26 protein-coding genes are annotated in these 26132 nt (G+C 65.3%); 9 read left to right on the forward strand and 17 right to left on the reverse strand.

The window, feature by feature from the left end; genetic code table 11:
• Positions 1–48: 48 nt before the first annotated feature.
• Positions 49–1566, reverse strand: a complete 1518-nt coding sequence (locus tag MYCSP_RS16765) for an AMP-binding protein (RefSeq protein ID WP_088414435.1) — start codon at positions 1564–1566, stop codon at positions 49–51.
• A gap of 286 nt (positions 1567–1852) precedes the next feature.
• Here MYCSP_RS16765 and MYCSP_RS16770 point away from each other — a divergent pair, with 286 nt between their 5' ends.
• Positions 1853–2575: an MgtC/SapB family protein gene (locus MYCSP_RS16770; RefSeq protein ID WP_083013630.1), complete on the forward strand. Its 723-nt coding sequence runs from the start codon at positions 1853–1855 to the stop codon at positions 2573–2575.
• Between the two features lie 73 nt (positions 2576–2648).
• On the forward strand, positions 2649–3713 hold the full coding sequence (locus MYCSP_RS16775; protein ID WP_235629569.1) for a magnesium and cobalt transport protein CorA: 1065 nt from the start codon (positions 2649–2651) through the stop codon (positions 3711–3713).
• A 3-nt stretch (positions 3714–3716) separates the two neighbouring features.
• Here MYCSP_RS16775 and MYCSP_RS16780 read toward each other — a convergent pair whose 3' ends face one another.
• The 12 genes from MYCSP_RS16780 to MYCSP_RS16835 form a co-directional block, all read right to left on the reverse strand.
• Entirely contained in the window at positions 3717–4352 is a 636-nt protein-coding gene (locus MYCSP_RS16780; RefSeq protein WP_083013631.1) for a dTMP kinase, read from the reverse strand.
• A gap of 68 nt (positions 4353–4420) precedes the next feature.
• Complete coding sequence (gene ahcY / locus MYCSP_RS16785) at positions 4421–5881, reverse strand: adenosylhomocysteinase (protein WP_070910055.1); 1461 nt, start codon at positions 5879–5881, stop codon at positions 4421–4423.
• Between the two features lie 131 nt (positions 5882–6012).
• Positions 6013–6633: a TetR/AcrR family transcriptional regulator gene (locus MYCSP_RS16790; RefSeq protein ID WP_083013681.1), complete on the reverse strand. Its 621-nt coding sequence runs from the start codon at positions 6631–6633 to the stop codon at positions 6013–6015.
• 107 nt (positions 6634–6740) lie between these two features.
• Entirely contained in the window at positions 6741–6932 is a 192-nt protein-coding gene (locus MYCSP_RS16795; protein ID WP_070909560.1) for a rubredoxin, read from the reverse strand.
• Positions 6929–7117: a rubredoxin gene (locus MYCSP_RS16800; protein WP_207547358.1), complete on the reverse strand. Its 189-nt coding sequence runs from the start codon at positions 7115–7117 to the stop codon at positions 6929–6931. The genes MYCSP_RS16795 and MYCSP_RS16800 overlap by 4 nt, the downstream gene beginning before the upstream one ends.
• Position 7118: 1 nt before the next feature.
• A complete protein-coding gene (locus tag MYCSP_RS16805; protein WP_083013632.1) occupies positions 7119–8345 on the reverse strand; it encodes an alkane 1-monooxygenase in 1227 nt (408 codons plus the stop codon).
• Between the two features lie 223 nt (positions 8346–8568).
• Entirely contained in the window at positions 8569–10044 is a 1476-nt protein-coding gene (locus MYCSP_RS16810) for an amino acid permease (protein WP_083013633.1), read from the reverse strand.
• Between the two features lie 53 nt (positions 10045–10097).
• Complete coding sequence (locus MYCSP_RS16815) at positions 10098–11021, reverse strand: cation diffusion facilitator family transporter (RefSeq protein WP_083013634.1); 924 nt, start codon at positions 11019–11021, stop codon at positions 10098–10100.
• A 43-nt stretch (positions 11022–11064) separates the two neighbouring features.
• Positions 11065–12282, reverse strand: coding sequence for a mannose-6-phosphate isomerase, class I (manA, locus tag MYCSP_RS16820; RefSeq protein WP_083013635.1), 1218 nt, complete (start codon positions 12280–12282; stop codon positions 11065–11067).
• Entirely contained in the window at positions 12279–13346 is a 1068-nt protein-coding gene (locus MYCSP_RS16825; RefSeq protein ID WP_083013636.1) for a TobH protein, read from the reverse strand. The genes manA and MYCSP_RS16825 overlap by 4 nt, the downstream gene beginning before the upstream one ends.
• Positions 13346–14746, reverse strand: a complete 1401-nt coding sequence (locus tag MYCSP_RS16830) for a phosphomannomutase/phosphoglucomutase (RefSeq protein WP_083013637.1) — start codon at positions 14744–14746, stop codon at positions 13346–13348. Before MYCSP_RS16830 ends, MYCSP_RS16825 begins: the two co-directional genes overlap by 1 nt.
• 142 nt (positions 14747–14888) lie before the next feature.
• Positions 14889–15299, reverse strand: a complete 411-nt coding sequence (locus tag MYCSP_RS16835; protein ID WP_083013638.1) for a DUF3499 domain-containing protein — start codon at positions 15297–15299, stop codon at positions 14889–14891.
• A 130-nt stretch (positions 15300–15429) separates the two neighbouring features.
• On the opposite strand from MYCSP_RS16835, the gene MYCSP_RS16840 reads away from it, so the two are divergent.
• The gene (locus MYCSP_RS16840; RefSeq protein ID WP_083013639.1) at positions 15430–15930 is read left to right on the forward strand and encodes a metallopeptidase family protein; all 501 of its coding nucleotides are present in this window, start codon (positions 15430–15432) and stop codon (positions 15928–15930) included.
• Positions 15931–15952: 22 nt separating this feature from the next.
• On the opposite strand, the gene MYCSP_RS16845 is transcribed toward MYCSP_RS16840, so the two are convergent.
• Positions 15953–16207 (reverse strand): WhiB family transcriptional regulator, encoded by a 255-nt coding sequence (locus tag MYCSP_RS16845; RefSeq protein ID WP_005094330.1) that lies wholly within the window; start codon positions 16205–16207, stop codon positions 15953–15955.
• A gap of 390 nt (positions 16208–16597) precedes the next feature.
• Here MYCSP_RS16845 and cofD point away from each other — a divergent pair, with 390 nt between their 5' ends.
• The 4 genes from cofD to MYCSP_RS16865 all read left to right on the forward strand — a co-directional run bounded on the left by cofD (position 16598) and on the right by MYCSP_RS16865 (position 20918).
• Complete coding sequence (gene cofD / locus MYCSP_RS16850) at positions 16598–17566, forward strand: 2-phospho-L-lactate transferase (protein WP_083013682.1); 969 nt, start codon at positions 16598–16600, stop codon at positions 17564–17566.
• Complete coding sequence (locus MYCSP_RS16855; protein ID WP_088414445.1) at positions 17563–18939, forward strand: coenzyme F420-0:L-glutamate ligase; 1377 nt, start codon at positions 17563–17565, stop codon at positions 18937–18939. Before cofD ends, MYCSP_RS16855 begins: the two co-directional genes overlap by 4 nt.
• Entirely contained in the window at positions 18936–19478 is a 543-nt protein-coding gene (locus MYCSP_RS16860; protein WP_083013641.1) for an NUDIX hydrolase, read from the forward strand. Before MYCSP_RS16855 ends, MYCSP_RS16860 begins: the two co-directional genes overlap by 4 nt.
• 84 nt (positions 19479–19562) lie before the next feature.
• Entirely contained in the window at positions 19563–20918 is a 1356-nt protein-coding gene (locus MYCSP_RS16865; protein ID WP_083013642.1) for a hypothetical protein, read from the forward strand.
• Here MYCSP_RS16865 and manB read toward each other — a convergent pair.
• The 3 genes from manB to rfbD are packed head-to-tail and all read right to left on the reverse strand — an operon-like array spanning position 20915 to position 23780.
• A complete protein-coding gene (gene manB, locus MYCSP_RS16870) occupies positions 20915–21994 on the reverse strand; it encodes a mannose-1-phosphate guanylyltransferase (RefSeq protein ID WP_070909549.1) in 1080 nt (359 codons plus the stop codon). The genes MYCSP_RS16865 and manB overlap by 4 nt on opposite strands.
• Before the next feature lies 1 nt (position 21995).
• Positions 21996–22910, reverse strand: a complete 915-nt coding sequence (locus MYCSP_RS16875; RefSeq protein ID WP_088414447.1) for a glycosyltransferase family 2 protein — start codon at positions 22908–22910, stop codon at positions 21996–21998.
• A gap of 15 nt (positions 22911–22925) precedes the next feature.
• Positions 22926–23780, reverse strand: coding sequence for a dTDP-4-dehydrorhamnose reductase (rfbD, locus tag MYCSP_RS16880; protein WP_083013643.1), 855 nt, complete (start codon positions 23778–23780; stop codon positions 22926–22928).
• Positions 23781–23902: 122 nt separating this feature from the next.
• Here rfbD and MYCSP_RS16885 point away from each other — a divergent pair, with 122 nt between their 5' ends.
• On the forward strand, positions 23903–25411 hold the full coding sequence (locus tag MYCSP_RS16885) for an LCP family protein (protein WP_083013644.1): 1509 nt from the start codon (positions 23903–23905) through the stop codon (positions 25409–25411).
• Entirely contained in the window at positions 25408–26091 is a 684-nt protein-coding gene (locus tag MYCSP_RS16890; protein ID WP_088414449.1) for a TIGR03089 family protein, read from the forward strand. Before MYCSP_RS16885 ends, MYCSP_RS16890 begins: the two co-directional genes overlap by 4 nt.
• The last annotated feature ends 41 nt before the right edge of the window (positions 26092–26132 follow it).

A 26132-nucleotide genomic window follows, 5' to 3' on the forward strand; every position in this document is an offset into this window, starting at 1 on the left:
GTCACTAGATCGTGACAAAACCGGGGTACCAAAGGGGCGAGTTGCGAACTAGTCTCGCGCGAGCTGCTCTCGGAGCTTGAACTTCTGGACCTTCCCGGTGGCAGTTCTGGGCAGGGAGTCGACGAACTCCACGCGCTTGGGGCACTTGTACCCGGCCAGACTTTCCCGGCAGTGCGCGACAAGATCCGGGCCCGTGGGTGAATCCGTCTCGGCAACCACCACGACGGCGGTGACCAGCTCACCCCATTTCTCGTCCGGCACCCCGACCACGGCGGCCTCCCGCACACCAGGGTGCGATACCAGCGCGTCTTCCACCTCGATGGAAGACACATTCTCGCCGCCGGTGATGATGACGTCCTTCTTCCGGTCCGAGATGCTGAGGTACCCATCGAAGATCGATCCCCGGTCACCGGTATGAAACCAATTGCCTGCCAATGCCTCCGTGGTGGCCTCCGGCTGCTCCCAGTACCCATCGAGATTCGTGTTCGACTGGGTGAGCACCTCACCATCCTCGGCAATGGATACCCGGACGCCGATCGCCGGGACACCCGCGCGGCCCAACATGCGGGCCTGCTGCTGCTCATCGAGATCGGCCCATTCGGAACGAAAGCGATTCATGGTGATCAGCGGTGCCGTCTCGGTGAGCCCGTAGATCTGGATGAACTCCCAGCCCAGTTCGGCGCGTACCCGCGCGATGGTGCGCGTCGGCGGCGGCGCTCCCGCGACGATGATTCGGACCCGGTCCCGCCCCGGGATGGGCCCTTGCCAGCGCGCGGCGGCGTCCAGTACGGCGTCGACGACCGTTGGCGCCGCACACATCACCGTGACGCCGTGCTCTGCGACACGTCGCAGAATCTCGTCACCGTCGACCTTGCGCAGCACGATGTGCCGCGCGCCCATTCCGGTCGCCGCGTATGGCCAGCCCCATCCGTTGCAATGGAACATCGGCAGTGTGTGCAGCAGCACATCGTCATCGCGCAGGGTGGCGTGCAGACCGAAGACCACACCATTGATCCAGATGTTGCGATGCGTGAGCTGCACCCCCTTGGGCCTGCTCGTCGTGCCCGAGGTGTAATTCAGTGTGGCGGTGGCTGATTCAGCACACGACCAGGGGGTGGGGTCAGCGGAGTCTGCTCCACCGAATATCGCCGCATCGTCCTCACCCAGCACGAAGTTGTGGGTGGCCCGCACGGTGTCCAACAGACCGCGCACCTCCGGATCGACCATCAGCACCGATGCGCCCGAATGCCGGACGATGTAGTCGATCTCGGTGGGAGCCAACCGAAAGTTGACGGGCACCAGGACGCGTCCCCAGCCGGACACTCCGAAGAACGAGGTGAGCAGCCGCGCGCTGTTCTGCGACACGATCGCCACCCGCTCCCCCGGACCCACACCCAGACCGTCCAGCGCCGCGGCCTGTCCGCGTGCCCGCGCCGCGAGCCGCCGGTAGGTCACAGAACCCCAGGACGGCGCCGGTTGCGTCGGCTCGTCGACGACACCGACGCGGTCGGGGTACACCAGCTCGGCACGGTCCAGGAAATCTCGCACGCTCAGGTCGAAGAACACGCACCAATCCTGCCGTCCCGCTCCCGTTGTGGCGTGGATATCCACGAAGCAAAGGGGCATCTTGCCGCTCACCGGTCGACAGGTGTTTAATGATGGCGCTTTGTTCAGCAGTGGTTCATGTGCGCTTTGCGCCAGCGCTTAGGAGGTGACGCGACTATGTCCGATAGTCAACCTCCGAGTATCCACAGCGCCTTCTAACGCAGACCCGGGTCGCGCTCGAAGGCGCTCTTGTTGCACCACACATCTGTGTGCACCTCGAAGCCACTGCGAGAGAACAGGACCCGTCATGAGTCATTGGGATGTAGTCATCCGCATCGCCCTGGGTTTTGGCCTGGGGTGCGCCATCGGCATCGAGCGGCAGTGGCGCGCCAAGAACGCCGGCCTGCGCACCAACGCGCTGGTATGCCTGGGCGCGACACTATTCGTCATCATGGGCGCCTACAGCTTCCATGGACCCGGTGCCGACCCCACTCGGGTTGCGGCACAGATTGTTTCGGGCATCGGCTTCCTCGGTGCCGGTGTGATCATGAAGCAGGGCGCCACCATCACCGGCCTGAACACCGCCGCCACCATGTGGGCAACCGCCGCCGTGGGAGCACTGGCCGGCGGCGGGATGTACGAGGTGGCGATCCTCGGTGCGGCAGCCATCGTGGTGGCCAACCTGCTCCTACGCCCACTGGGCCACCTGCTTGACCGCCAGCCGGCCACTGGCCGCGAGTCCGAGCCCGCCGCCTATCTCTTCGAGGTCACCACCACCGACGAGACCGAGGCGCATATTCGGGCACTCACCGTGCAGGCGGTCAGCAGGCCGGAATTCGCGCTGCAATCGGTGCGGTCCTATGACGTCGAGGACGGTAAGCATGTGCGGGTCGTCGCCAAGCTGAGTGCCGAGCAGCGCAACGACTCACTGCTGGAGTCCGCGGTGAGCAGGCTGTCGATGGAACCCGCGGTCTCGTCGGTGCGCTGGCATGTGGATCGCGAAGAAGAGGTCGAAGCCAGCGAATGGTAAGGGGTGAAAGGAGATCGGTGTGATCACGCTACGCAGGGGCGCCCTCAAACCCATGCCATCACCCGAAGAATTCATGGCGGTGCATCGAGATCACGATCCGCAGCCGAATTGTTCGGTGGAGGACAGCATCGTCAACAGCGCGGTGTACCGCGATGGGCTCAGGATCAGCACCACCAAGTCACTGTCCGACGCACTCGACAGCCTGCCCGACGACTCCTCGATGGCATGGATCGGCCTATACCGCCCGAACGACGACCAACTGCACGCGGCGGCAGAAGAATTCGGGCTGCATCCGCTGGCGGTCGAAGACGCGATCGACGCACATCAACGCCCGAAGCTGGAGCGTTACGGCAACACCCTTTTCGTGGTGCTGCGCGCGGCACGTTATGTCGACCGCACCGAACGGGTGGACTTCGGTGAGCTGCACGTGTTCTGCGGCAGGAACTTCATCCTCACCGTGCGCCATGCTGAGTCTCCGGATCTGTCGGCAGTGCGTGCCCGCATGGAAAACCACCCCGAGCTACTCAGACTGGGGCCCGAGGCGGTGCTGTACGCCATCTGCGACGCCGTGGTGGACGGATACGCACCCGTCATCGCCGGTCTGCAGAACGACATCGACGAGATCGAGACCGAGGTGTTCAGTGGCGATCCCAATGTGTCACAACGCATCTACAACCTGTCTCGCGAGGTCATCGAATTCCAGCGAGCCACCAAGCCACTGCTGGCGATGCTCAACAATCTCTCGACGGGCTTCTCCAAGTACCACTCGAACGAGGAACTGCGCAGCTACCTGCGCGACGTCACCGACCACGCCACCATCGTGGTGGAGCGGGCCGACGGGTTCCGGCAACTGCTGGACAACATCCTTACGGTGCATTCCACACTGGTGACACAGGAACAGAATGTGGCGATGCGCAAGCTCGCCGAGACGGCGTATCAGCAGAACGAGGAGATCAAGAAGGTGTCGGCCTGGGCGGCGATCCTGTTCGCTCCCACGCTGATCGGCACTGTATACGGCATGAACTTCAACCACATGCCGGAGCTGTCGTGGGCCTTCGGCTATCCGTTCGCGCTGGGGCTGATGCTGTTGACCTGCGTTGGGCTCTACACCGTGTTCAAGGGGCGCAACTGGCTCTGAGCCTTACCCGCCAAGCAGTGAGGCCGCCAATGCATCCGGCTCCCCGCCGTCGGTGACCACCCACCGCCCGCCCCAACTTCGTTGCGCCAGATCCGCATACGCCGCAGAGACCCTCGACTGCAGATCCGCATCGCGCTCGTAGGTGTCGCGGGTGCGATCCGCATCCTGCTGCTCACGGTTCCGTGCCCGCTGGGCCGCGAGCGCCGGGGAAACATTCAGGAACACCTGCCAATCGGGTTGCGGCAGACCGAAGCGCCCGTATTCGAGCTCATACACCCAACGGGCCATATCGCCACCGCCGTCCTGGTGTAGCCGCGCCGCACCGTATGCGGCGTTGGAGGCCACCCACCGATCCAGGATCACCAGATCGTTGACGCGTGCCAGCCCCGTCAACTCGTCGAGAGCATCGCGCCGGTCCAGCGCGAACAGCAACCCCATCGCATATGCGGAGGACACCACATCACCGTGCCCGCCTTTGAGCGACTCGGCGGCGAGGTCGGCGTGCACCGAGCGGCCGTAGCGCGGGAAGTCCAGCGTCGCAACGGATAACCCCTGGGAGTTGCCACGCGCTATCAACTTCTCGGTCAGCGTGCGCTTGCCCGCGCCGTCGACACCCTCGATCGCAATCAGCTGGCCCACGGCTGGTCAGCCTACGCAAAGGCCCCCGGCACCGGGGTGCAAGGGGCCTCTACGCGAATTAGCGGCGATCAGTAGCGGTAGTGCTCCGGCTTGTACGGGCCCTCCACGTCCACGCCGATGTACTCTGCCTGGTCCTTGGTGAGCTTGGTCAGCGTGCCGCCGAGAGCCTCGACGTGGATGCGCGCGACCTTCTCGTCGAGGTGCTTGGCCAGCCGGTACACCTCGTTGTCGTATTCGTCGTTCTTGGTCCACAGCTCGATCTGAGCGATCACCTGGTTGGAGAAGCTGTTGCTCATCACGAACGACGGGTGACCGGTGGCGTTACCCAGGTTGAGCAAGCGGCCCTCGGACAGCACGATGATCGACTTACCCGAGTCGGCGAACGTCCACTGATCGACCTGCGGCTTGATGTTGAGCCGAACCGCGCCCGACTTCTCCAGCGCGGCCATGTCGATCTCGTTGTCGAAGTGGCCGATGTTGCCCAGGATCGCCTGATCCTTCATGGCCTTCATGTGGTCGAGCAGGATGATGTCGAAGTTTCCGGTGGCGGTCACCACGATGTCGGCATTGCCGATGGCCTCCTCGACGGTCACCACGTCGAAGCCGTCCATGAGCGCCTGCAGCGCGTTGATCGGGTCGATCTCGGTGACCTGCACACGGGCACCCTGCCCGGCGAGGGACTCGGCGCAGCCCTTGCCGACGTCGCCGTAACCGCAGATCAGCACCTTCTTGCCACCGATGAGCACGTCGGTGCCGCGGTTGATGCCGTCCACCAGCGAGTGCCGGGTGCCGTACTTGTTGTCGAACTTGCTCTTGGTCACCGAGTCGTTGACGTTGATGGCCGGGAAGGCCAGCTCGCCCGCTGCGGCGAACTGGTACAGACGCAGCACGCCGGTGGTGGTCTCCTCGGTGACGCCCTGGACCGATTCGGCGATCTTGGTCCACTTGTCCTTGTCGGTCTCGAACCGCTCGCGCAGCAGGTTCAGGAAGACCTTGTATTCGGCGGAGTCGTTGTCGTCCGCCGGCGGCACCACACCGGCCTGCTCGAACTGCGCACCCCGCAGCACCAGCATGGTGGCGTCGCCGCCGTCGTCGAGGATCATGTTGGCCGGCTCGTTGGGCCAGGTGAGCATCTGCTCGGCCGCCCACCAGTACTCCTCCAGCGTCTCGCCCTTCCAGGCGAAGACCGGGGTGCCCTTGGGCTCCTCCGGGGTTCCGTGGGGCCCGACGACGACCGCAGCTGCCGCATGGTCCTGCGTCGAGAAGATGTTGCACGACGCCCAGCGCACCTCGGCACCGAGAGCCACCAGGGTCTCGATCAGCACGGCGGTCTGAATCGTCATGTGCAGCGAACCGGAGATGCGAGCGCCCTTGAGCGGCAACACTTCCGCGTACTCCCGGCGCAGTGCCATCAGGCCCGGCATCTCGTGCTCGGCAAGGCGGATCTCCTTGCGGCCGAACTCGGCCTCGGAAAGATCGGCCACCTTGTAATCAATGCCGTTGCGTACGTCGGCCACCAGCTCGGTCATCGCCACCTCAATCGAGTCTCTTGAATATGTCGTATATGTCAATTTAACTGACACACACGGGTCCGCCACCAGGTTAGCGCGTGGGAGCGACGGATAGTTAGATCAGGTAGCGAGATTTTTCGACATGCAGGTCATTGGGGGAACCCCCCGCTTGCGGGGGCCTTGTCGGCGAGCGCGTTGGCCTCCACGAACGGAGACAACAGCCGCGCCATGTCCAGCGCCACGTCATGGTCGGATTCCGGCGGCATCGACACGTAACTGATCGCCAGCCGCACAATCGACCGCGCCAGGATCGCCGCGTCCTCCTCGCTGGCGGCCACCCAACTGTTCATGAACGATTCGGTCAGCCGCGCCGAGGCCGGCACCACGATCAGCGCGCTGTCCACGGTGACGATGCGCATCAGTTCGGGCTTGGCCTCACCGGTGATCAGCGAGATGACCATGGGATCGGCGGCACTCTCGGCGAAGAAGTCCGAGAAGCCCGAATGCAGGGCACCGTGGATATCGCCGACATGGGAGTAGATCGCGTCGCCGACGGCATCCACCAGGCGATGTGCCAGCCTCAGTGCGTACCCCTGGGCCAGACCCTGCCGGGATCCGAACTCGTTGTACAGCGTCTGACGGCTCACCCCGGCCCGACGGGACACATCGGACATGGTGACCGCCGACCAGTCGCGCTGGCGCAGCAGGTCACCGAGTGCATCGAGGACCGATTCGCGAAGCAGCGCCCGCGCGGCCTCGGCATACGGCACTCGTGGCGTCACACCGGGGAGCCTGGCAGGGGCGCCGGCAGACGTCAATGCGTCCCCGCCTGGCAGCACGTTGCTCGCGGATGAGCCGCTAGCGCGAAGACCAGCCGTCATGGCCGCGCGATCTCCACCATCACGAAGTCGGCCTTGGCCGCCCCGCAGTCCGGACAGCTCCAGTCCTCGGGAATGTCATCCCAGCGGGTGCCCGGCTCGATTCCGTCCTCCGGCCAACCGATTGCTTCGTCGTACTGGAATCCGCACTGCATGCATTCGTACAGCTTGTAGTCGGTGTCGTCGCTCATGAGTCCGCTCCTACTACTTCCTCGAAATCAAGCTTCTCGCGTACACCGCAGTCGGGGCAGCACCAGTCGTCGGGAATCTCCGACCACGCCGTCCCGGCCGGGAACCCCTCGCGAGGGGCACCCGAGCTCTCGTCGTACACGTACTGACATATGGGGCAACGGTACTGGGATATCTTGGCGGACATTTTATGCCGCCTCGTCCGTCACGCCGTACTTAGCCAGAATCTTTGTGCGCTTGCTCGGCTGGATGTTCACCCGGGTGATATCGCCGTCGTAGTGATCGAGCACCCGGTGATCCATGACCTTGCGCCATAGCGGCGGGAAGTAGGCCAGCGTCAGCATGGTGGCGTACCCGCTGGGCAGGTTGGGTGCGCCATCCATGCTGCGCAGGGTCTGGTAGCGCCGCGTCGGGTTGGCGTGGTGATCGCTGTGCCGCTGCAGGTGGTACAGGAAGATGTTGGTCACCAGGTGATCGGAGTTCCAGCTGTGCTTGGGGGTGCAGCGCTCGTACCGCTCCCCGTTCTTCTGACGCAGCAGCCCGTAGTGCTCCAGGTAGTTCACCGTCTCAAGGAAGGTGAAGCCGTAGATGGCCTGGATGATGAGGTACGGGATGACCGCGGTGCCGAAGATGGCGATGGTGACCCCGAACAACACCACCGTCATCAGCCAAGCGTTCACCACGTCGTTGCTCGGGTGCAGCACAAAGCGATTCAGCCGCTTCATGCGCGTGGCCTCCAGATTCCAGGAGGACTTCAGCGAGCCCCACACGCTGCGCGGCCAGAAGCCCCAGAACGTCTCGCCGAATCGCGAGCTGGCCGGATCCTCGGGGGTGGCGACACGCACGTGGTGTCCCCGGTTGTGCTCGATGTAGAAGTGGCCGTAGAAGGTCTGCGCCAGCGTGATTTTCGAGAGCCAGCGCTCCAACTCGTCCTTCTTGTGCCCCATTTCGTGGGCGGTGTTGATACCGACCCCGCCGAGCACGCCGATCGAGAGCGCGATGCCCAGCTTGGAGATCCAGCTGATGCCGTGGTCGAAGCCGATCCAGCTCAGGTCGGTGGCGGTGAAGTAGTAGGCGCCCAGGAAGAAGCTCGCGTACTGGAACGGGATGAAGATGTAGGTGCAGTACCGGTAGTACTTGTCGTTCTCCAACGCCTCCATCACCTCATCGGGCGGGTTTTCACCGTCGGCGCCGAAGTTCAGATCCAGCAGCGGCAGGATCACGTAGACCAGCAGCGGGCCGATCCAGAAGAAGACGGGTGAGACCTGCTGCCAGCCGAGCTGGTTCATCGCATAGACCAGCGCTGTCGCGATGAAGATCGCGGTGGGCGGGATCATGCCGTACAGCCACATGTAGCGCTTGCGGTCGCGCCACTGGACGGGCAATTCCGGGGCTGCATCAAGGTTTGACGTCATCGTCACTCCTCCTCGTCGATATCTGCGTGAGGTACGTCACCGAACAGACTTGACGATATGGCATGTTTCGTCGCTTGTCTAGACAAATCATCATGTTTTGTAAAGTGCCTGGTGGCGCGCGTCACCCCATCAGGACGCCGAAAGTAACCGCACGCAGATGATTCGGTCTGAATTCCTGCGTGCGGTTACTTTCGGCGCGCTGACGCGCCTGGTGAATGGGGAGTTACCGGTCGACGGCTACGCGCAGCCCGAGTACCGAGTGCCGCCGGCTGTAGACGAAATAGACGACGACGCCGACAACCATCCAGGCCAGCGCGAACATCCAGGTGCGCACCGCCAGGTTGAGCATCAACCATCCGCACGCCACGATCGCCACGACCGGCAGCCACGGCACACCCGGCGTGCGGAAACTCCGGGGCAGATCGGGCCGGGACCGTCGCAGCACGATGACCCCCGCCGAGACCAACACGAACGCGAAGAGCGTGCCGACGTTGACGATCTCCTCCAAGCCCTCGATCGGGGTGAGGGAGGCGGCTATCGCGACGAGGAAGCCCACGATCAAGGTGATGCGTATCGGGGTGCCGTGCGATCCGGTCCGCGCGAGCTCTCGCGGCAGCAGTCCGTCGCGGCACATCGCGAAAATGACCCGGATCTGCCCCAGCATCAACACCATGACCACGGTGGTCAGCCCGGCCAGCGCACCGATGGCGATCACCTTGGCGGCCCAGTCGACGCCGTTGAGATGGAACGCCGTGGACAGGTTCGGGTGCGAGTCGGCGGCCCGCAGATCGCTGTACTTGACCATCCCGGAGAGCACCACCGTGACCGCGACATACAGGACGGTGACGATCACCAGCGAGGCGATGATGCCGCGCGGCACGTCCTTCTGCGGGTTCCGGGTTTCCTCGGCGGTCGTGGCGACGACGTCGAAACCGATGAAGGCGAAGAACACGATCGACGCCCCCGCCAGCACACCGAACCACCCGTACTGGCTTCCGCTGCCCCCGGCGATGAAGGAGAACAGCGACTGATCCAGTCCCGTCCTGCTGGAACTACCGGCCTCGGCCGGAGGAACGAACGGTGTGTAGTTGGCCGTCTTGATGAAGAACGCGCCGACGATGATCACCAACAGCACCACCAGAACCTTGATGGTCGTGATGACGAGGGACACGCGCGAGGAAAGCTTGGTACCGACGGCCAGCAGCACCGTCAACACCGAAACAATGAGCAACGCACCCCAGTCGACCTTCACCGATCCGAGATGCACTGTGCCACTCGATAACCCGAACACGGTGCTCAGGTAACTCGACCAGCCCTTCGCGACGGTGGCCGCGCCCACCGAGAACTCGAGGATGAGATCCCATCCCAGAATCCACGCGGCGAACTCACCGAACGTCGCGTAGGAGAACGTATACGCGCTACCGGCAACCGGGATGGTAGACGCGAATTCGGCATAACACATCGCCGCCAGGCCGCATCCGATCGCGGCCATGATGAAGGAGAGGGAGATCGCCGGCCCGGTGACATTGGCGGCCGTCGAGGCGGTGACGGTGAAGATACCGGCTCCGATGACCACCGAGACCCCGAAAACGGTGAGATCCCACCACGTTAGGTCCCTACGAAGCTTGGTCTCCGGCTCGTCTGTATCCGCGATCGACTGCTCGACAGACTTTGTTCGCCACAATCCGCTACCTGGCATTACGGCAGTCTCGCACAACCCCCATGCTCACGACGGTTGATCACACCGGCTGGCTAAGAATTCGCTGTCGTACGATCCAAATCCGGCTCAAGGTAAATCACCCGCGCGATCGGAACCGCCTCGCGAACCCGCTGCTCGGCGGCGTCGATCGTGGCAGCGATCCGAGGCAGGTCGGCGTCGGGCGAGAGCGCGATCTTGGCCGCGACCAAGAGTTCCTCCGGGCCCAGATACTGGGTCCGGCAATGGATTACCCGCTCGACGGAATCGGTGGCGGCCAGCGCATCCAGAATCTGCTGCTCCTGTACCGCGGTCGCACCCTCCCCGATCAGCAGGCTCTTCATCTCGACCATGAGAACGATGGCGATGATGCCCAGCAGCACACCGATCGCCATGGTGCCGATCCCGTCCCACACCGGATCGCCTGTCGCGATGGTCATGCCGACGCCGAAGAGCGCGAAGAGTAATCCCAGCAGTGCTCCGGTGTCCTCCAGCAGCACGACCGGGAGCTCGGGGTTACGCGAGTTGCGGATGAACTGCCACCAGCTGGCCGTGCCCTTCAGGGGCTTGGACTCCACGAAAGCGGTGCGAAAGCTGTAACCCTCCAGCCCAACCGCCACCACCAGGATGACGATCGCGACGATCGGAGACGACAGATGCTCGGGAGCGTGGATCTTGTGATAGCCCTCATACAGGGCGAAGACCGAACCGAGCGTGAACAGCACCAGCGCGACCACAAAGGAGTAGAAGAATCGGCTACGCCCATATCCGAACGGATGCAGGCGATCTGCTTCCTTGCTCGCCGCGCGCTGTCCGTAGAGCAGCAGTCCCTGGTTCGAGGTGTCCGCCACCGAGTGCACCGACTCGGCGAGCATCGACGAACTTCCGGTGATCAGGAAGCCGACGAACTTGGCCGCCGCTATACCGGCGTTGGCCGCCAGCGCCGCGATGATCGCCCTCTTACTGCCGCCTGCCGACATCGACTCTCCTTCTGTTCCCGAATCGCCTTGCCCCCGCGGCCGCTTATGCGTCCGCGTCGACCGTTGCCATGAACACCCGGGCGTCCGATTGCCCGATCAGCGTCACAGTTCCACCGTCGGCCGGTACCCACACCGACTGTCCGGCATGCACCGTGAGGTCCGCCCCCGAACCCTCCAGCTGCACCCCGCCCTGAGTGCACAGCAGTATCCGCGGCCCCTTGACCCCGACGGAGGTGGGCTCGCCGTCCACCAAATCGAAGCGCGACAGCGCGAACTCCTTGGCGGGCGTTCGATATCGGGTCTGTGCGCCGTCGCTGACCGTCTCGACGTGCAGATGCTTCTCGGCGGCAGGTGAAAAATCCAGTACCCGAAGCAATTCGGGTACGTCGACGTGTTTCGGGGTCAATCCGCCACGCAGCACGTTGTCGGAGTTGGCCATGATCTCCACTGCCAGGCCGCGCAGGTACGCGTGCAGGTTTCCGGCAGGCAGGTAGATCCCCTCCCCCGGTTCGAGGGTAAGACGATTCAACAACAACGAGGCGAGCACGCCCGCGTCGGCGGGATATCGCTCACCCAATTCCAGAAGAGTGCGCGCCTCACCCACGAAGCGCTCGCTGCCGGACGAGAGGTACCGCACGGCGCCCTCGAGCACCGCCGGCACCAACAGGTCCAGGCTCGGCTGGGGAAGAGTTATCCAGGTGGTGAACAAGGCCCGCAACCCGTCGGCGTCGGACTGGCCGGCCAACAGATTCACATACGGTGTCAGCTCGTCGACATCCAGCGCACGGAACAATTCCACCGTGTCGCCGGGATCGCGAAAGCCCGCCAACGCCTCGAAACGGTCCAGGGCGACAACGAGTTCCGGCTTGTGGTTGCGGTCGCGATAGTTGCGCACCGGCGAGTTGAGCGGCACACCGGCCGCCTCTTCGCGCGCATACCCGTCGGCCGCTTGCTGCGCGCTGGGATGGGCCTGCAGGGAAAGCGGCTCATCGGCCGCCAGCACCTTGAGCAGGAAGGGCAGCTGATCGCCGAACTCCGCCACCGAGGCCGAACCCAGCTGCCCGGCCGGATCCGCGGCCACCACATCGAGCAATGACTGTGCACCGCTGCTGGTTTCCAGATAGGCAGGGTCGGCAGGATGCGCACCCAGCCATAGCTCGGCTTCCGGATGCGGTGTGGGCGTGGGGCGTCCGGTGAACTCGGCGATGGCCGTCCGCGAACCCCAGGCGTACGTCCTGATCGCCCCCCTGAGCAGATTCACAGCCCGGATCTCCCCCCACCGAGCCGGGCGTACACCGAGGCCATTTCGAGCCGCGTCGAGAGCATCATCAACTGTGCGAACTCCGACGGCCTGGCCGCGGTTTCGCCGAGGTCGGTGGTGCTCACCACCTCGGCGTCATCGATGCCCTCGATTCTCGCTGCGACCGAGGGAAAGTCGGCATCGGTTGCGAGTGCCAGTATTCGCGGCGGACCGTCGCCGCGAGGACCGTCGATGAATTCATCGTGGAACAGCGAACTCTCACCAGCGCTCGTGCCTGACAAAGCATCCCGGAGCGCGGCCAATGCCTGCGAGAGTCCACACGCGGTCGCGGTGCGCTGAGTCATTCGCAGCAGCGTCGCCGCCGCGTGTCCCGCCAACGCCAGCGTGGCCGGGCGGTCCCCGCAGAGCACCGCGGGGCCACCGGTCACGCGCGCGGCGATTGCCTTGGCCGCGTTGGTGAACACCTCTCGGTCCACCGTGTTCCGGGACACCTCTCCGTCCACTTCGTCGGCAATCGTCATGACGTCGGGCGTCACGGACCTGTCCAGCACGCCGAGGACGGCGGCACCCACCGCGAGGTTGTGGGCAAGGCCGAAGGTATCCGGTATGCGCAATCGGGGCGCCAGCGAAATCGCCCGACCGGCACCAGAATCGGCCAGGGGCCCCTCATCGGGAGCGGCGATCACCACGCGTGCCCCGCGACGGGTACCGACCGACACCGCGGCGCTGAGGGCCGGATCACCGGCGTCATCACCGGCGACCACCATCACGTCCAACGGGCCCACCCAGACCGGCGCCCGGGTGGCAGTCACGAACGGAATGCTCACCGTATCCGACAGCGCGCCAGCCAGAATCGCTCCCGCGGTGGCGGCGGCACCCCGTCCGGAGACCCATACGACGGCACGAGAGCGATCCTCCGAGCGCAGCGGCTCCAGAGCGCCCTCGGCGACGGCGGTGCCCACCGCGCGCACCTGCGCACCGGCCATGGACGCGGCCTGCAGCGAACCATCGCGGTCCGCCGCCAACAGAGCCCCGGCGTCGTCCAGGTCGATGGTGGCGTTCATCAGGTCGCGGCCTCGGAGCGGTCGACCAATTCGGTGACGCGGGCAACCACCGCGTCCACGTCTTCATCGGTGCGCGCCTCCACGTTGAGCCGCAGCAACGGCTCGGTGTTGGACGTGCGCAGGTTGAACCAGGTGCCTGCACCGATGTCGACGGTGACACCATCGAGATGGTCGATCGAAACTATCTGTGTGCCAAAAGACTTCAGCACCTCGTCGATGCAGGCCTTGGCATTCGAGACGCGGAAATTGATCTCACCGGAGGACGCGTACCGCTCGTAATCCGACATGAGATCCGAGAGCGGCCGGTCTTGCTCGCTCAGGGCCGCCAGTACGTGCAGGGCCGCAAGCATGCCGGAGTCGGCCCCCCAGAAGTCCCGGAAGTAGTAGTGCGCGGAGTGCTCTCCACCGAAGATCGCACCCGTCTCGGCCATCAGCGCTTTGATGAACGAGTGCCCAACCCGGGACCGCACCGGGGTGCCGCCATGCTCGACGACGAGTTCGGGGACGGCGCGCGAGGTGATCAGGTTGTGAATGACGGTGCCGCCGATTTCCCGCTCCAGCTCCCGGCGCGCCACCAAAGCGGTTACCGCGGAAGGCGATACGGCGCGTCCGCGTTCGTCGACCACGAAACACCGGTCGGCATCACCGTCGAAGGCAAGTCCGATATCGGCGCCTTCGGCGGAAACGAATGCCTGTAGATCGCGCAGATTCTCGGGATCGAGCGGGTTGGCCTCGTGGTTGGGGAAGTTTCCGTCCAATTCGAAATACAGGGGCGCGAGCGTGATCGACGAAATCTCGCCCAGCACCGCGGGTGTGGTGTGTCCCGCCATGCCGTTTCCGGCATCCACCGCCACCCGGAGCGGCCGCGCCCCGCTCAACTGAACCAGCGACCGCAGGAAATCGCCGTACTCGGCGAGCACATCGCGTTCGGTGACGGTACCCGCGGGGCCGTCGTAGGCCGGCACGCCATTGATCAGCTCATCGCTGATGAACGACAGGCCGGTGTCCTTGCCCACCGGCTTGGCACCGGCACGGCACAGCTTGATCCCGTTGTACGCGGCCGGATTGTGGCTGGCGGTGAACATGGCGCCCGGGCAGTCCAACAATCCGGAAGCGAAGTACAGCTGATCGGTGGATGCGAGTCCGATCTGCACGACGTCGACGCCCTGGGCGGTGGCACCGTCGGTGAACGCCTGCGCCAAACCGGGTGACGAGTCCCGCATATCGCGCCCCACGACGATCCGCAACGGCGCAGAGGGGTCGGCCTGCTCGGACTTGACCAGGCGCGCGAACGAGGAACCCACGTCGAATACGAAGGACTCGTCGATCTGCTCACCCAGTAGGCCACGGACGTCGTACGCCTTGATGACAGCGTGGACAGCGTCGGCGGACCGGGCCATGAGGAAGTCGCTCCTATTGATCTGTGGAGAAAGGGACGTTAGGTGTCGCTGGCCAGCCTAGTGGTCGGCGAGTGTCCAACGTGAACGTCCGGCGAGAGGGTACATAATGTCGTCAGAACGCGTCGAAAGTACCTGATCAGCGCTACTCGGCCGGATCAGGCAGTACCCGCAGGTGTCCCCGGCGCCGCCCAACCGGAGCCGGATGAACCGGGCGTGGCGCGGCATTGGGGGCAGGAGTGCCGACATCAAGCACCGGCTCGCTGAATCCGGCTGCGGCCACTCGGACACCAGTGGGTTCGCGTACCGCATCGGCCAGGGCTACCAGGTCGTCGTCCTCTGGATTCGACGGCATGGGCCCGCTGTAGCGGACCAGCTCCCATCCGCGGGGCGCGGTGATCCGGCTCGCGTGCTGCGCGCACAGATCCCACGAATGCGGCTCGCTGGACGTGGCCAGCGGCCCGACCACGGCCGTCGAATCCGCATAGACGAACGTCAACGTCGCCACGGCGGAACTCGGGCACCCGGGTCGACAGCAGCGACGGGGGGCTCTCACAAACGTTGAGGCTAGCGTGCGCAAACACGTTCCGACCCGCAGACACGCGCTGTGAGCCCACCGAGACCCTCCGGTGATCGGCTCGTTGTGATTCGTCAACCACACGAGTCACACCGTTACCATCTCTCGTATGTCACGTGACGGACGGCGCGGCGGGGCCTCTGGAGGACCCGGCTCGCAGGGCTCTCGCAGGGGACGCGATTTCCGCGGACCTCTGCTGCCACCGACCGTTCCCGGCTGGCGTTCCCGCGCCGAGCGTTTCGACATGGCGGTGCTGGAGGCCTACGAACCGATTGAACGGGCATGGCAGTCACGGCTGGAGGGCTTGGATGTCGCAGTCGACGAGATCCCGCGCATTCAGCCCAAAGATCCGGATTCGGTGCAGTGGCCGCCGGAGGTGATCGCAGACGGGCCGATACCGCTGGCAAGACTGATTCCCGCGGGCGTCGACACCCGGGGTAACACCACCCGAGCGCGGATTGTCCTGTTTCGCAAGCCGATCGAACTACGCGCGAAGAAATCTGGGGATTTGTCGGATCTGCTGCACGACCTGTTGGTCGCACAGGTTGCCACCCACCTGGGGGTGGAGCCATCGGTGATCGACCCGACCATCACCGATGAGGGCGACTAACGGCGCCCTGCCGAGCGCGGAGTCAGATGATGCCCCGCTTCAGGCGGCGGCGCTCACGCTCCGACAGCCCGCCCCAAATACCGAACCGCTCGTCGTTGGCCAGCGCGTACTCAAGGCACTCGTCCTTGACTTCGCAACCCTGGCAGATGCGCTTGGCTTCACGAGTCGACCCACCCTTCTCAGGGAAGAACGCCTCGGGATCGGTCTGTGCGCACAGCGCCTTTTCCTGCCACTGATCGTCAGCGACGGCAGCAAGCGCGTCAAAATCGTTCTGCACCAACGTCAGATGCGGACGTGCGGGCGGTAAGCCCGTCGCACCCGTGCCAACGCCGGAACTCAGCTCGTCGTGTACGCCGAATTCATTGCGCCCGAACAGCATCGTCCCGCCTCCTCACTGTTTCCTCTTGCATCCCAATACAGCTCGTATTGCCCGGTTTCGTGCCCACATCTTCGTTTCCCGGCCATTCCATTCGAACATTTGATCGAATCCCGGTCTGCGCCTGAGACTTACAAACTCAGCCCGAGGAATGACACTGGTGTGATTACACACGTGTTCGCTGCCGGGGTCAAGCGAAGGACGAAAATTCATACCATCTGCGACCGACAAAACCGGCGTGGCGCCCTCGTGGCGTGTCGCATCATTGCCGGCGCACTAGTCTCGGTCAGCGTGAAAGTCACCGTCCTCGTCGGCGGCGTCGGCGGAGCACGCTTCCTGCTCGGCGTCCAGCGCTTGCTCGGATCAGATCCCAGCAAGCATCAGATAAATGCCATCGTGAACATTGGCGACGATGCCTGGATGCACGGTGTCAGGATCTGCCCTGACCTGGACACCTGCATGTACACCCTGGGCGGAGGCGTCGATCCGGAGCGGGGCTGGGGGCATCGCGGCGAGACCTGGAATGCCATGGAGGAGCTGGCGGCCTACGGCGCTCAGCCCGACTGGTTCTCCCTCGGCGACAGGGACCTGGCCACCCACCTGATACGCAGCCAAATGCTGCGGGCCGGCTATCCGCTATCGGCGGTCACCGAAGCGTTATGCAATCGATGGCAGCCCGGAGTCCGGCTGTTACCCGCCAGCGACGACCGCTGCGAGACCCACGTGGTGATCACCGACCCCGCGGACGGAGAGCAGCGTGCCATCCACTTCCAACAGTGGTGGGTGCAACACCGCGCGCAGGTTCCGACCCACAGCTTCGCGTTCGTCGGAGCCGACGAAGCAAAGTCGGGTCCGGGCGTTGCCGAGGCCATCGGCGAGGCCGATGTGGTCTTGCTGGCGCCGTCCAATCCGGTGGTCAGCATCGGGGCCGTACTGGCGGTCGGCGGAGTTCGCGGGGCGCTCCGCACAACGTCCGCTCCGGTCATCGGATACTCGCCGATCGTGTCCGGCAAGCCGCTGCGCGGAATGGCCGACGAATGTTTGCGCGTGATCGGTGTCGAGGTGAGCTCACAAGGTGTGGGAGAACACTTCGGCGCCCGCTCACAGACCGGCATCCTGGACGGCTGGCTGGTGGACGAGGGTGACGCGGCTCACATTGCGGGAGTTCAGGTACGGTCGGTTCCGCTGCTCATGACCGATCCGGACACGACGGCGGAGATGGTACGTGCGGGACTTGACCTGGCCGGAGTTACTCTATGACCTCACCTGCGGATTCCCCTGCACCGGAACATGGTTCGGCGGCACCGGTCGAGATTCTACCCGTGCCGGGGCTCCCTGAATTCCGCCCCGGTGACGACGTGGCCGCGGCCATCGCGACGGCGGCACCCTGGGTGCGCGACGGCGATGTGATCGTGATCACCAGCAAGATCGTTTCCAAGGCGGAGGGCAGGATCGTCGCCGCGCCTACCGATCCCGAGGCCCGAGACAACTTGCGACGCAAGCTGATCGACTCCGAGTCGGTCCGAGTGCTAGCCCGCAAGGGCAAGACACTGATCACCGAGAACTTCATCGGCATCGTGCAGGCCGCCGCCGGAATCGACGCATCCAACGTCGACACCGCTGAACTCGTGCTGCTGCCCGTAGACCCCGATGCCAGCGCGGCCGAAGTCCGCGCCGCACTCTCGCGACGCCTGGGCGTGAACGTTGCGGTGGTGGTAACCGACACCATGGGGCGAGCCTGGCGCAATGGCCAGACCGATGCTGCCATCGGTTCCTCCGGCATCCCCGTCCTGTACGGCTACGCCGGCGCAAAAGATAAGCACGGCAATGAGCTTCAAGTCACCGAGGTGGCCATCGCCGACGAGGTCGCCGCCGCGGCCGACCTGGTCAAGGGCAAGCTCACCGATGTGCCGGTCGCGGTGGTGCGAGGCCTGGCGGTACCCGACGACGGCAGCACCGCTCGTGGTCTCCTCCGTTCGGGGCCGGACGACCTGTTCTGGCTCGGCACCGCCGAAGCCCTAGCACAGGGTCGCCGCGAAGCGGTGCTCGTGCGCCGGTCCATCCGGCAATTCGCCGACACCGCAATCGATCCCGACTTGTTACGGGAAGCCATCGGCGAAGCGCTGACGGCCCCGGCGCCGCATCACACCCATCCGGTTCGATTCGTATGGGTCCGGGATGCGACGACGCGACGCGCGCTCCTGGACGCCATGAAGCAGGCGTGGACCGTCGACCTCACCGGAGACGGACGCACCCCCGAGTCCGTCGAGAAGCGAGTGGCGCGCGGACAGATCCTCTATGACGCACCAGAGATCGTCATCCCGTTCCTCGTGCCTGACGGCGCACACGACTATCCGGACGAACGCAGGAACGCTGCCGAGCGCACCATGTTCACCGTCGCCGTCGGAGCCGCGGTGCAGGCCCTGCTGGTGACGTTGGCCGCACGGGGCGTGGGAAGCTGCTGGATCGGGTCCACCATCTTCGCAGGCGATGTCGTACGCAAGCAGCTGGAGTTGGATGCCTCGTGGGAACCGATGGGTGCCATCGCGATTGGCTATCCCCACGGTTACCCGGAAGAGGGACTGCAACCCCGCACTCCCCTGCCGCCCGGCCAGATGCTGGTCGAGCTGTGACCGGGCTACGCGAGTCTGCCGTCGAGCTGCTGTCCGCGTGGGAGGCGCCCGATGCCGAGCAGGACAGCCTGCGGCACTCCGTGCTGGCGTTCCTCGACGCCAACCCGGACGCCTGCCGTCGGCGCAGCGCTGCCGGCCACATCACCGCCTCGGCTCTCGTGGTCAATCACGACCGATCGCAGGCGCTGCTGACTCTGCATCCACGGGTGGGTAAGTGGTTGCAGCTCGGTGGCCACTGCGAGGAAGAGGACCCCACCATCGCGTCCGCCGCCCTGCGGGAGGCCACCGAGGAGTCGGGGATAGCGAATCTCACGCTGGCCCCGAACCTGCTCAGAATCCACGTACACCCGATCACCTGCTCGCTGGGCGTACCCACGCGCCATCTCGATCTCCAGTTCCTGGCGTGCGCACCGGAGGGCGCCCAGATCGCGGTCAGCGAGGAATCACTCGACCTGCGCTGGTGGCCCATCGACCAGATTCCGGACGAAGATCCATCGGTGGTCGTGCTGGCCGCGAGGGCGAGGGCCCGCCTGCGCTGAAAGTCGGGTAGTGCATTACTCGCGTCCAGCCTCGCCAACCGTCGTATCGTCGCCCCATCAGCGACGATTCGGTGAGGGGCAGACATGGAAATCAAGATTCAGACCCCGTTCGGCAGCACCGCGAGCATCGCCAAGAGCGAACCGGATCCCTCGCCTGGCGAGGACGAGCCCCCGCCTCCGTTCACACTCGGCGACTTGGGATGGCGGATCCGCACCCTCTTGGTGTCATGTGTGGCCGTCGACAGCGCGGTGGTGTTGTGGCTGGCCGCCTGGAACGCCACGTTGACCCAGACCGTGTGGGACTTGGTCGGAACAGCATTGCTCCTCGCCATCGGCATCACCTGCGCGCTGGCGATCGGCGCGATCGTCAAGAACTTACCCAGTTCGGTACTCACCGCGCTTGCCAGCCAGGTCTTCGTGGTGTGCCTGGCCACCTATGTCTGGCTGCTCGACCTGCGCAGCCCGACGAGCCAGGTGTGGGGCATCACCGGAATCGCCTTGGCGTTGGGTGCGATTGCCTTGTGCTGGGTGCTGTACCTGAGCAGGTACGCGGCCGGCGCGCTCACCCGGACCGGAATCGTCGTGGTCGCACTGTTCCCCCTGATCGGTTTGGGGCAGTTCTGGATTCAGAACGAGTACATGCCGCACAGTTCCCTTCCGCTCATCGACGTGCAGGCCGAGCTGACTCCGGTGGGTTCGACCGGCCCCATCATCCACGTCCTCGCGAAGACCACGCTGCACAACCGCGGATCGTTCCGCGTCGATCTGCCGGCAGCGCTCACTCGCGTCGTGGTCTACCCGAAGGACACACTGATCGAGCCTCCCACGCCCGAAAACGTTGCCTCACATCTGAACGCGCTCGGAAGTCAGTTCGGCGACTACCGCGAGACTCCGGCGATGGCCGGAAACGCACGACTGATCTACGCGGGTTCATCCGGGGCGGCGGGCGGAGCCTTCCTGGCCCCCGGATCGACGAGCCAGAGCACCACCATTGTCGATATAGATTCCCGCAGAGACCGATTGGCCATCATGAAGGTCTCCACGATCGCCGTCACCCATCGATCGGTCAAGGAGACACGCACCTGCTACTCCCCGCAGAAGGCCCTCGGACAGGACGTGGTGGGTTTCCTCCTGGAATCGGCCGTCGTCCATGACTTCCTGGGCGGCAAGGCACTGTGCACCGAGACGCAGTTCGCATCCCGGGGCGCTGTCGAGGAATTGGTCTCAGACCACCCCTTGCTGCGGATCTACACGATGGTGCAGGCCCAGGGAGCGACCACACCGGTGTTGATTCCGTTCTTCGGCACCCAAAAGTCGCTGGCAGATCCGCTGTCGGCCACCAAAGAAGCCACCGCCATCGAAAATGGCAATCCCTCAGGCATATTCGGCTCCGCCGCCGAGTACGCGACGTCCGACGCCGACGTGCGGCCGGGCGCCTAGACGTCCGAGGAGTACCTGATGCCGCCGTCGGGAATGGTGATTCCCGGCCATACTCGGGCACCGCGTAACAGCTCACAGCGCGCACCGATATCGGCGCCGTCGCCGATCACCCCGTCACGCACCAGTGCGCGCGGTCCGATCCGCGCACCGAATCCGATGATGGAACGTTCCACCACGGCACCCGCCTCGATGCGCGCTCCATCGAAGATGACCGCGCCGTCCAGCCGTGCCCCCGGTCCGATTTCGGCACCCCGACCCACCACGGTGCCACCGATCACCAGCGCGCCCGGCGCCACCGAGGCACCGTCGTGTACCAGTGCCTCGCCCGGATGCTCGGGGATCGCCGGTGACGGCGCGATACCGCGAACCAGATCGGCCGACCCGCGCACGAAGTCCTCCGGCGTACCCATGTCGCGCCAGTAGCTGGTGTCGACGTATCCGCACACCTTGGCGCCGCTGCTGAGCAGACCCGGGAAGACTTCCCGCTCAACCGAAACCGGGCGACCCGACGGGATCTGTTCGATCAACTCGCGCCGGAAGACGTAACACCCGGCGTTGATCTGATCCGTGGGCGGGTCTTCGGTCTTCTCCAGGAACGCGGTCACACGCCCGTCGGAATCGGTAGGCACACAACCGAATGCGCGCGGATCGCCCACGCGCACCAAGTGCAAGGTCAGGTCGGCCTGAGTCTGTTCATGCTGCGCGAGAAGATCTTTCAGATCCAGACCGGACAGCACATCACCGTTGAAGATCAGTGCGGTGTCGTGGCGCAGGTGGTCCAGCACATTCCGGATGGCCCCGCCGGTACCCAGCGGCTCCTCTTCGTACACATAGGTGATCTGCAGCCCCAGCTTGGATCCGTCGCCGAACTCCGACTCGAAGACCTCGGCCTTGTAGGACGTCCCGAGCACCACGTGATCGATCCCGGCCGCCGCGACCCGCGACAGCACGTGGGTCAGAAACGGGAAGCCCGCGATCGGCAGCATCGGCTTGGGCGCCGACAGCGTGAGCGGACGCAACCGGGTGCCCTGCCCACCCACCAAGATGACGGCATCGGCTTTCACATGGTCAGACATATCACCCTCCTTGCTTGTCCCGGCGCCGATTGGCGCGGATGGCCGCTCGCACCACGATCGCGGATCGCGCCGCCAGCGCGCCCCGAATGCTCCAGCGCAGCGGCGCCTGCCACCAGTGCGGATGCCGGTCCGATTGAAAAATGTAGACGCTGTCGTGGTGCGCGGTGAGGCTGCGCGCCGGATCACGCCCGGCCGCATGGCCTTTCGCATGCACAACTTCCGAGCTGGGGGCGTACACGTTCTGCCAACCGGCACGTGCCAGCCGGTCCCCGAGATCGACGTCTTCCATGTACATGAAGTACCGCGCGTCGAACCCGCCGATGGAATCGAACGCCTTGCGCCGAAGCAACAGGCAAGAGCCCGAGAGCCATCCCACGACGCGTTCGGACGGTTCCATCCGGTCCTGGCGGTAGGCCGCGGTCCACGGGTTGGTGGGCCACACCGTGCCCAGCAGTGCGTGGAGTCCGCCCCCGGTCAGGGTCGGCATCACCCGCGCCGAGGGATACACGGTGCCGTCCGGCTCACGAATCAGCGGACCCAGCGCACCCGCGGCGGGCCAGCGCTGTGCGACCTCCAGCAGCGCATCGATGCTTCCCGGCCCCCACTGCACATCGGGGTTCGCGACCACGATCCATTCGGCGTCGGGGTCGATCTGCGCGACTCCCAAGTTGGCGGCCTTGCCATAGCCGACATTGCCTCCGGTGCGGAGCAGCTCGACATCGGGTTCCTCGGCAGCGGCCTCGGGGGCGCCATCCGTCGAACCGTTGTCGGCAAGGATCACCCGCAGCGGCAGCTCCGTGGCATGCCGCAGCGTCCGCAGGAAACGGTGCAAGTGCTCGCCGGGCGAGTACGTCACCGTCACCACGGCGACCTGCTCGGTCGCCGAAGGGCCGCTTGCGCGATGAGGATCCAGCACGGTGCTAGAGGGTACCTACCCTTGGTGTGTGGCCAACGCCTCAGCCAGCGCCGCATGCCACGGGCGCAGCGGCGGCAAGCCCGCGGCGGCCCATTGGCTGCCATCGAGGGCCGAGTAGGGCGGGCGCGGGGCCGGCCTCGGCATGTCGGCGGAAAGGCAGGGCTGGACTCGCAAACTATCGGCACCGACCAGGTCGAACACGGCCTTGGCCCAATCGAAGCGGTTCACCACGCCGCCCCCGGTGGCATGCAGGATCGGGGCATCGACGTCGGCCGCCGCCAAGTCCAACAGCGCCTCGGCGAGATCTGCGGCGTATGTAGGGGATCCGGTCTGGTCGGTCACCACCCGCACTGGCCCGTCGCCGGCGGCAAGCCTTCGCATGATTCCGACAAAATCGCCACCCACCCCCGTGTACACCCAGGCCGTACGCACCACATGCGCAGACGGCAGCGCCTCGTGCACTGCCTGCTCCCCGGCAAGCTTGGTCCGGCCGTACACCCCCTGCGGGTCCGTGGCGGCATCGGGCCGATACGGCGTAGGCGCGATGTCCCCGAAATCACCGTTGAAGACGTAGTCGGTGGATATATGGATCAGCTTGGCGCCAACATCTCGGCACACCCGCGCGACGTTGGCAGCGCCGGTGGCGTTGACCGCATAGGCCCTGGCTTCGTCTGATTCCGCGGCATCGACGGCGGTGTAGGCCGCGCAGTTGATGACGGTGTCCCCGTTGGCTACCACGCCGCTAGGTGCATCACCGGCGGTAACATCCCAATCAGACGACTTCAGCGCCCTGATGGGGATGCCACGACGGGCCGCGCGAGCAATGAGATGGGTGCCCAGCTGGCCACCCGCTCCGGTGATAACAAGCACACCGAGAGTCTGGCACGCCGACTTCGCTTGCGAAGGATGGGCGCCACCGCGACGTAGCCTTGACAAGGCTTGAGACACGTTGCCCGGCGAATGCCGGCCCGGAGAGGAAATGGACCCACATCGTGACTGACCCTCACGCTCCACGCGCGGGGGCCTCATCGCAGGCGGAGGCGCCGCGCCCGCTGTGGCGTGGCATCGCGATGGTGGCCGCGGTCGCCGTCATGGTGGTCACGGGCGCCGCGTGGGGGAAGATCGGCAACATCGATCCGAACATTGCCCGGTTCGATCTTCCCGGCCTGTTCGGCAATGCCGGGAAGCCCAACGACGGCGCGATCGACATTCTGATGGTGGGTGTCGACAGCCGCAGCGATGCTCACGGCAATCCCCTCTCGCAGGACGAACTCTCGATGCTGCGAGCCGGCGACGAGACGGCCACCAATACCGACACCATCATCCTCATCCGCATCCCCAACAACGGGAAGTCGGCCACCGCGATCTCGATCCCACGCGACTCCTATGTCTCGATCCCGGACGGCACCAAGGGAAAGATCAACGGCGTCTACGGCGAAGCCAAGGAGAACGACCGTCAAAAACGCGTCGAGTCCGGTGAGACGTTGGAGGCCGCCGAGCGCGAGTCGGTGGACGCCGGACGTTCCGCGCTCATCCAGACCGTCGCCAAGCTGACCGGTGTCACCGTGGATCGCTACGCCGAGGTCAGCATGCTCGGATTCGTGCTGATGACCAATGCACTCGGTGGCGTGAACGTCTGCCTCAACGAGGCGGTCTACGAACCGATGTCGGGCGCCGACTTCCCGGCCGGCCCGCAGACACTCGACGGCCCGAACGCGCTCAGCTTCGTGCGCCAGCGCCACGACCTGCCGCGCGGCGACCTCGATCGGGTGGTCCGCCAGCAGGTGGTGATGTCGTCGCTGGCCCATTCGGCGCTCTCCGGGGGAACGCTGACGAATCCCAGCACGTTGGGTGCGCTCCGCGATGCGATCACCCGCACGGTCGTACTCAGCCAGGGCTGGGACGTCATGGACTTCATTCAACAGCTGCAGAAGCTCTCCGGGGGCAACGTGGCATTCGCGACCATCCCCATCCTGCGTGAGGACGGCTGGACCGAGGACGGCACGCAGAGTGTCGTGAAGGTCGATCCCGACCAGGTACGCAGCTGGGTGGGCAGCCTGCTGGATCAGCAGGAGCAGGGCAAGACCGACGAGGCCACCTACTCCAAGGACCAGACGACCGCCGACGTCGTCAACGAGACACAGATCAACGGTCTGGCCGCCGCGGTGTCGGAGCTGTTGGTGGGCAAGGGTTTCACGGCCGGGAAGGTCGGCAACAACGAGGCCGACCACGCGGGCAGCAGTCAGGTCCAAGCCGCGCAGGAGGACGACATGGGCGCCAAGGCGGTGGCCGAGGCCTTGGGGTTGCCCGTGGTGCAGAAGCAGGGTCTGCCCGAACGCACCGTCCGCGTGGTGTTGTCGAACGATTACCACGGTCCGGGGTCCGGCCGCGAGACCACGCCGGCCGCCTCGGAGACCGGTTCCACCATGGAGGAAGACGCGCCCCCGCCACCCCAGTCGCCCATCTTCACCGCGGCCAACGGACCTCGCTGCGTCAACTGATGAACCTGACGTCTCTGCTACTGGGCGACGTGAACAGTCCGGCCCCACGGATCACCTACTACGACGACGCCACCGGCGAACGCATCGAGCTCTCGACCGTGACGCTGGCCAACTGGGCCGCCAAGACCGCGAACATGTTGCGCGACGAGTTCGGCGCGGGTCCGGGTTCGACGGTCGCGGTGCGACTGCCCGCACACTGGCAGACCGCGGGTGTGCTGCTCGGAATCTGGTGGGCCGGAGCGGAAGTGGTGTTCGCTGACGACGGCGCCGACGTGGCCTTCTGCACGCTCGGTGACGAGCCGGACGCCGATGAGGTGTGCGTGCTGTCTCTCGACGCGTTCGGGCGCCCGGTGCCCGACCTACCGCTCGGGTTGACCGATTATTCGACGGCGGTCCGGGTACACGGCGATCGCTTCTCCCCCGGCGGCGCCGGACCCGCGCTGGACGGTCAAGGCGTTGACGAGATCGCCGCCGCCGCACGTGAAAGTGCCGCCGAACAAGGAATCACCGCCGAGGATCGAGTGCTGAGCGCGGGCTCCTGGGGTACCCCGCAGTCGCTGATCGCCAACCTGCTGGCGGTGCTCATCGCCGGGGCATCGCTGGTGCAGGTGGCCAATCCCGATGCCGCCGCGCAAGAACGACGGGTGGCAACCGAGAAGGTCACAAAGCGTCTCCCCTAACGCGAGATGACGTTGGCGCTGGTGTTTAGTCGAAAACACCA

It is taken from the genome of Mycobacteroides saopaulense, from assembly GCF_001456355.1.
Lineage (GTDB): Bacteria > Actinomycetota > Actinomycetes > Mycobacteriales > Mycobacteriaceae > Mycobacterium > Mycobacterium saopaulense.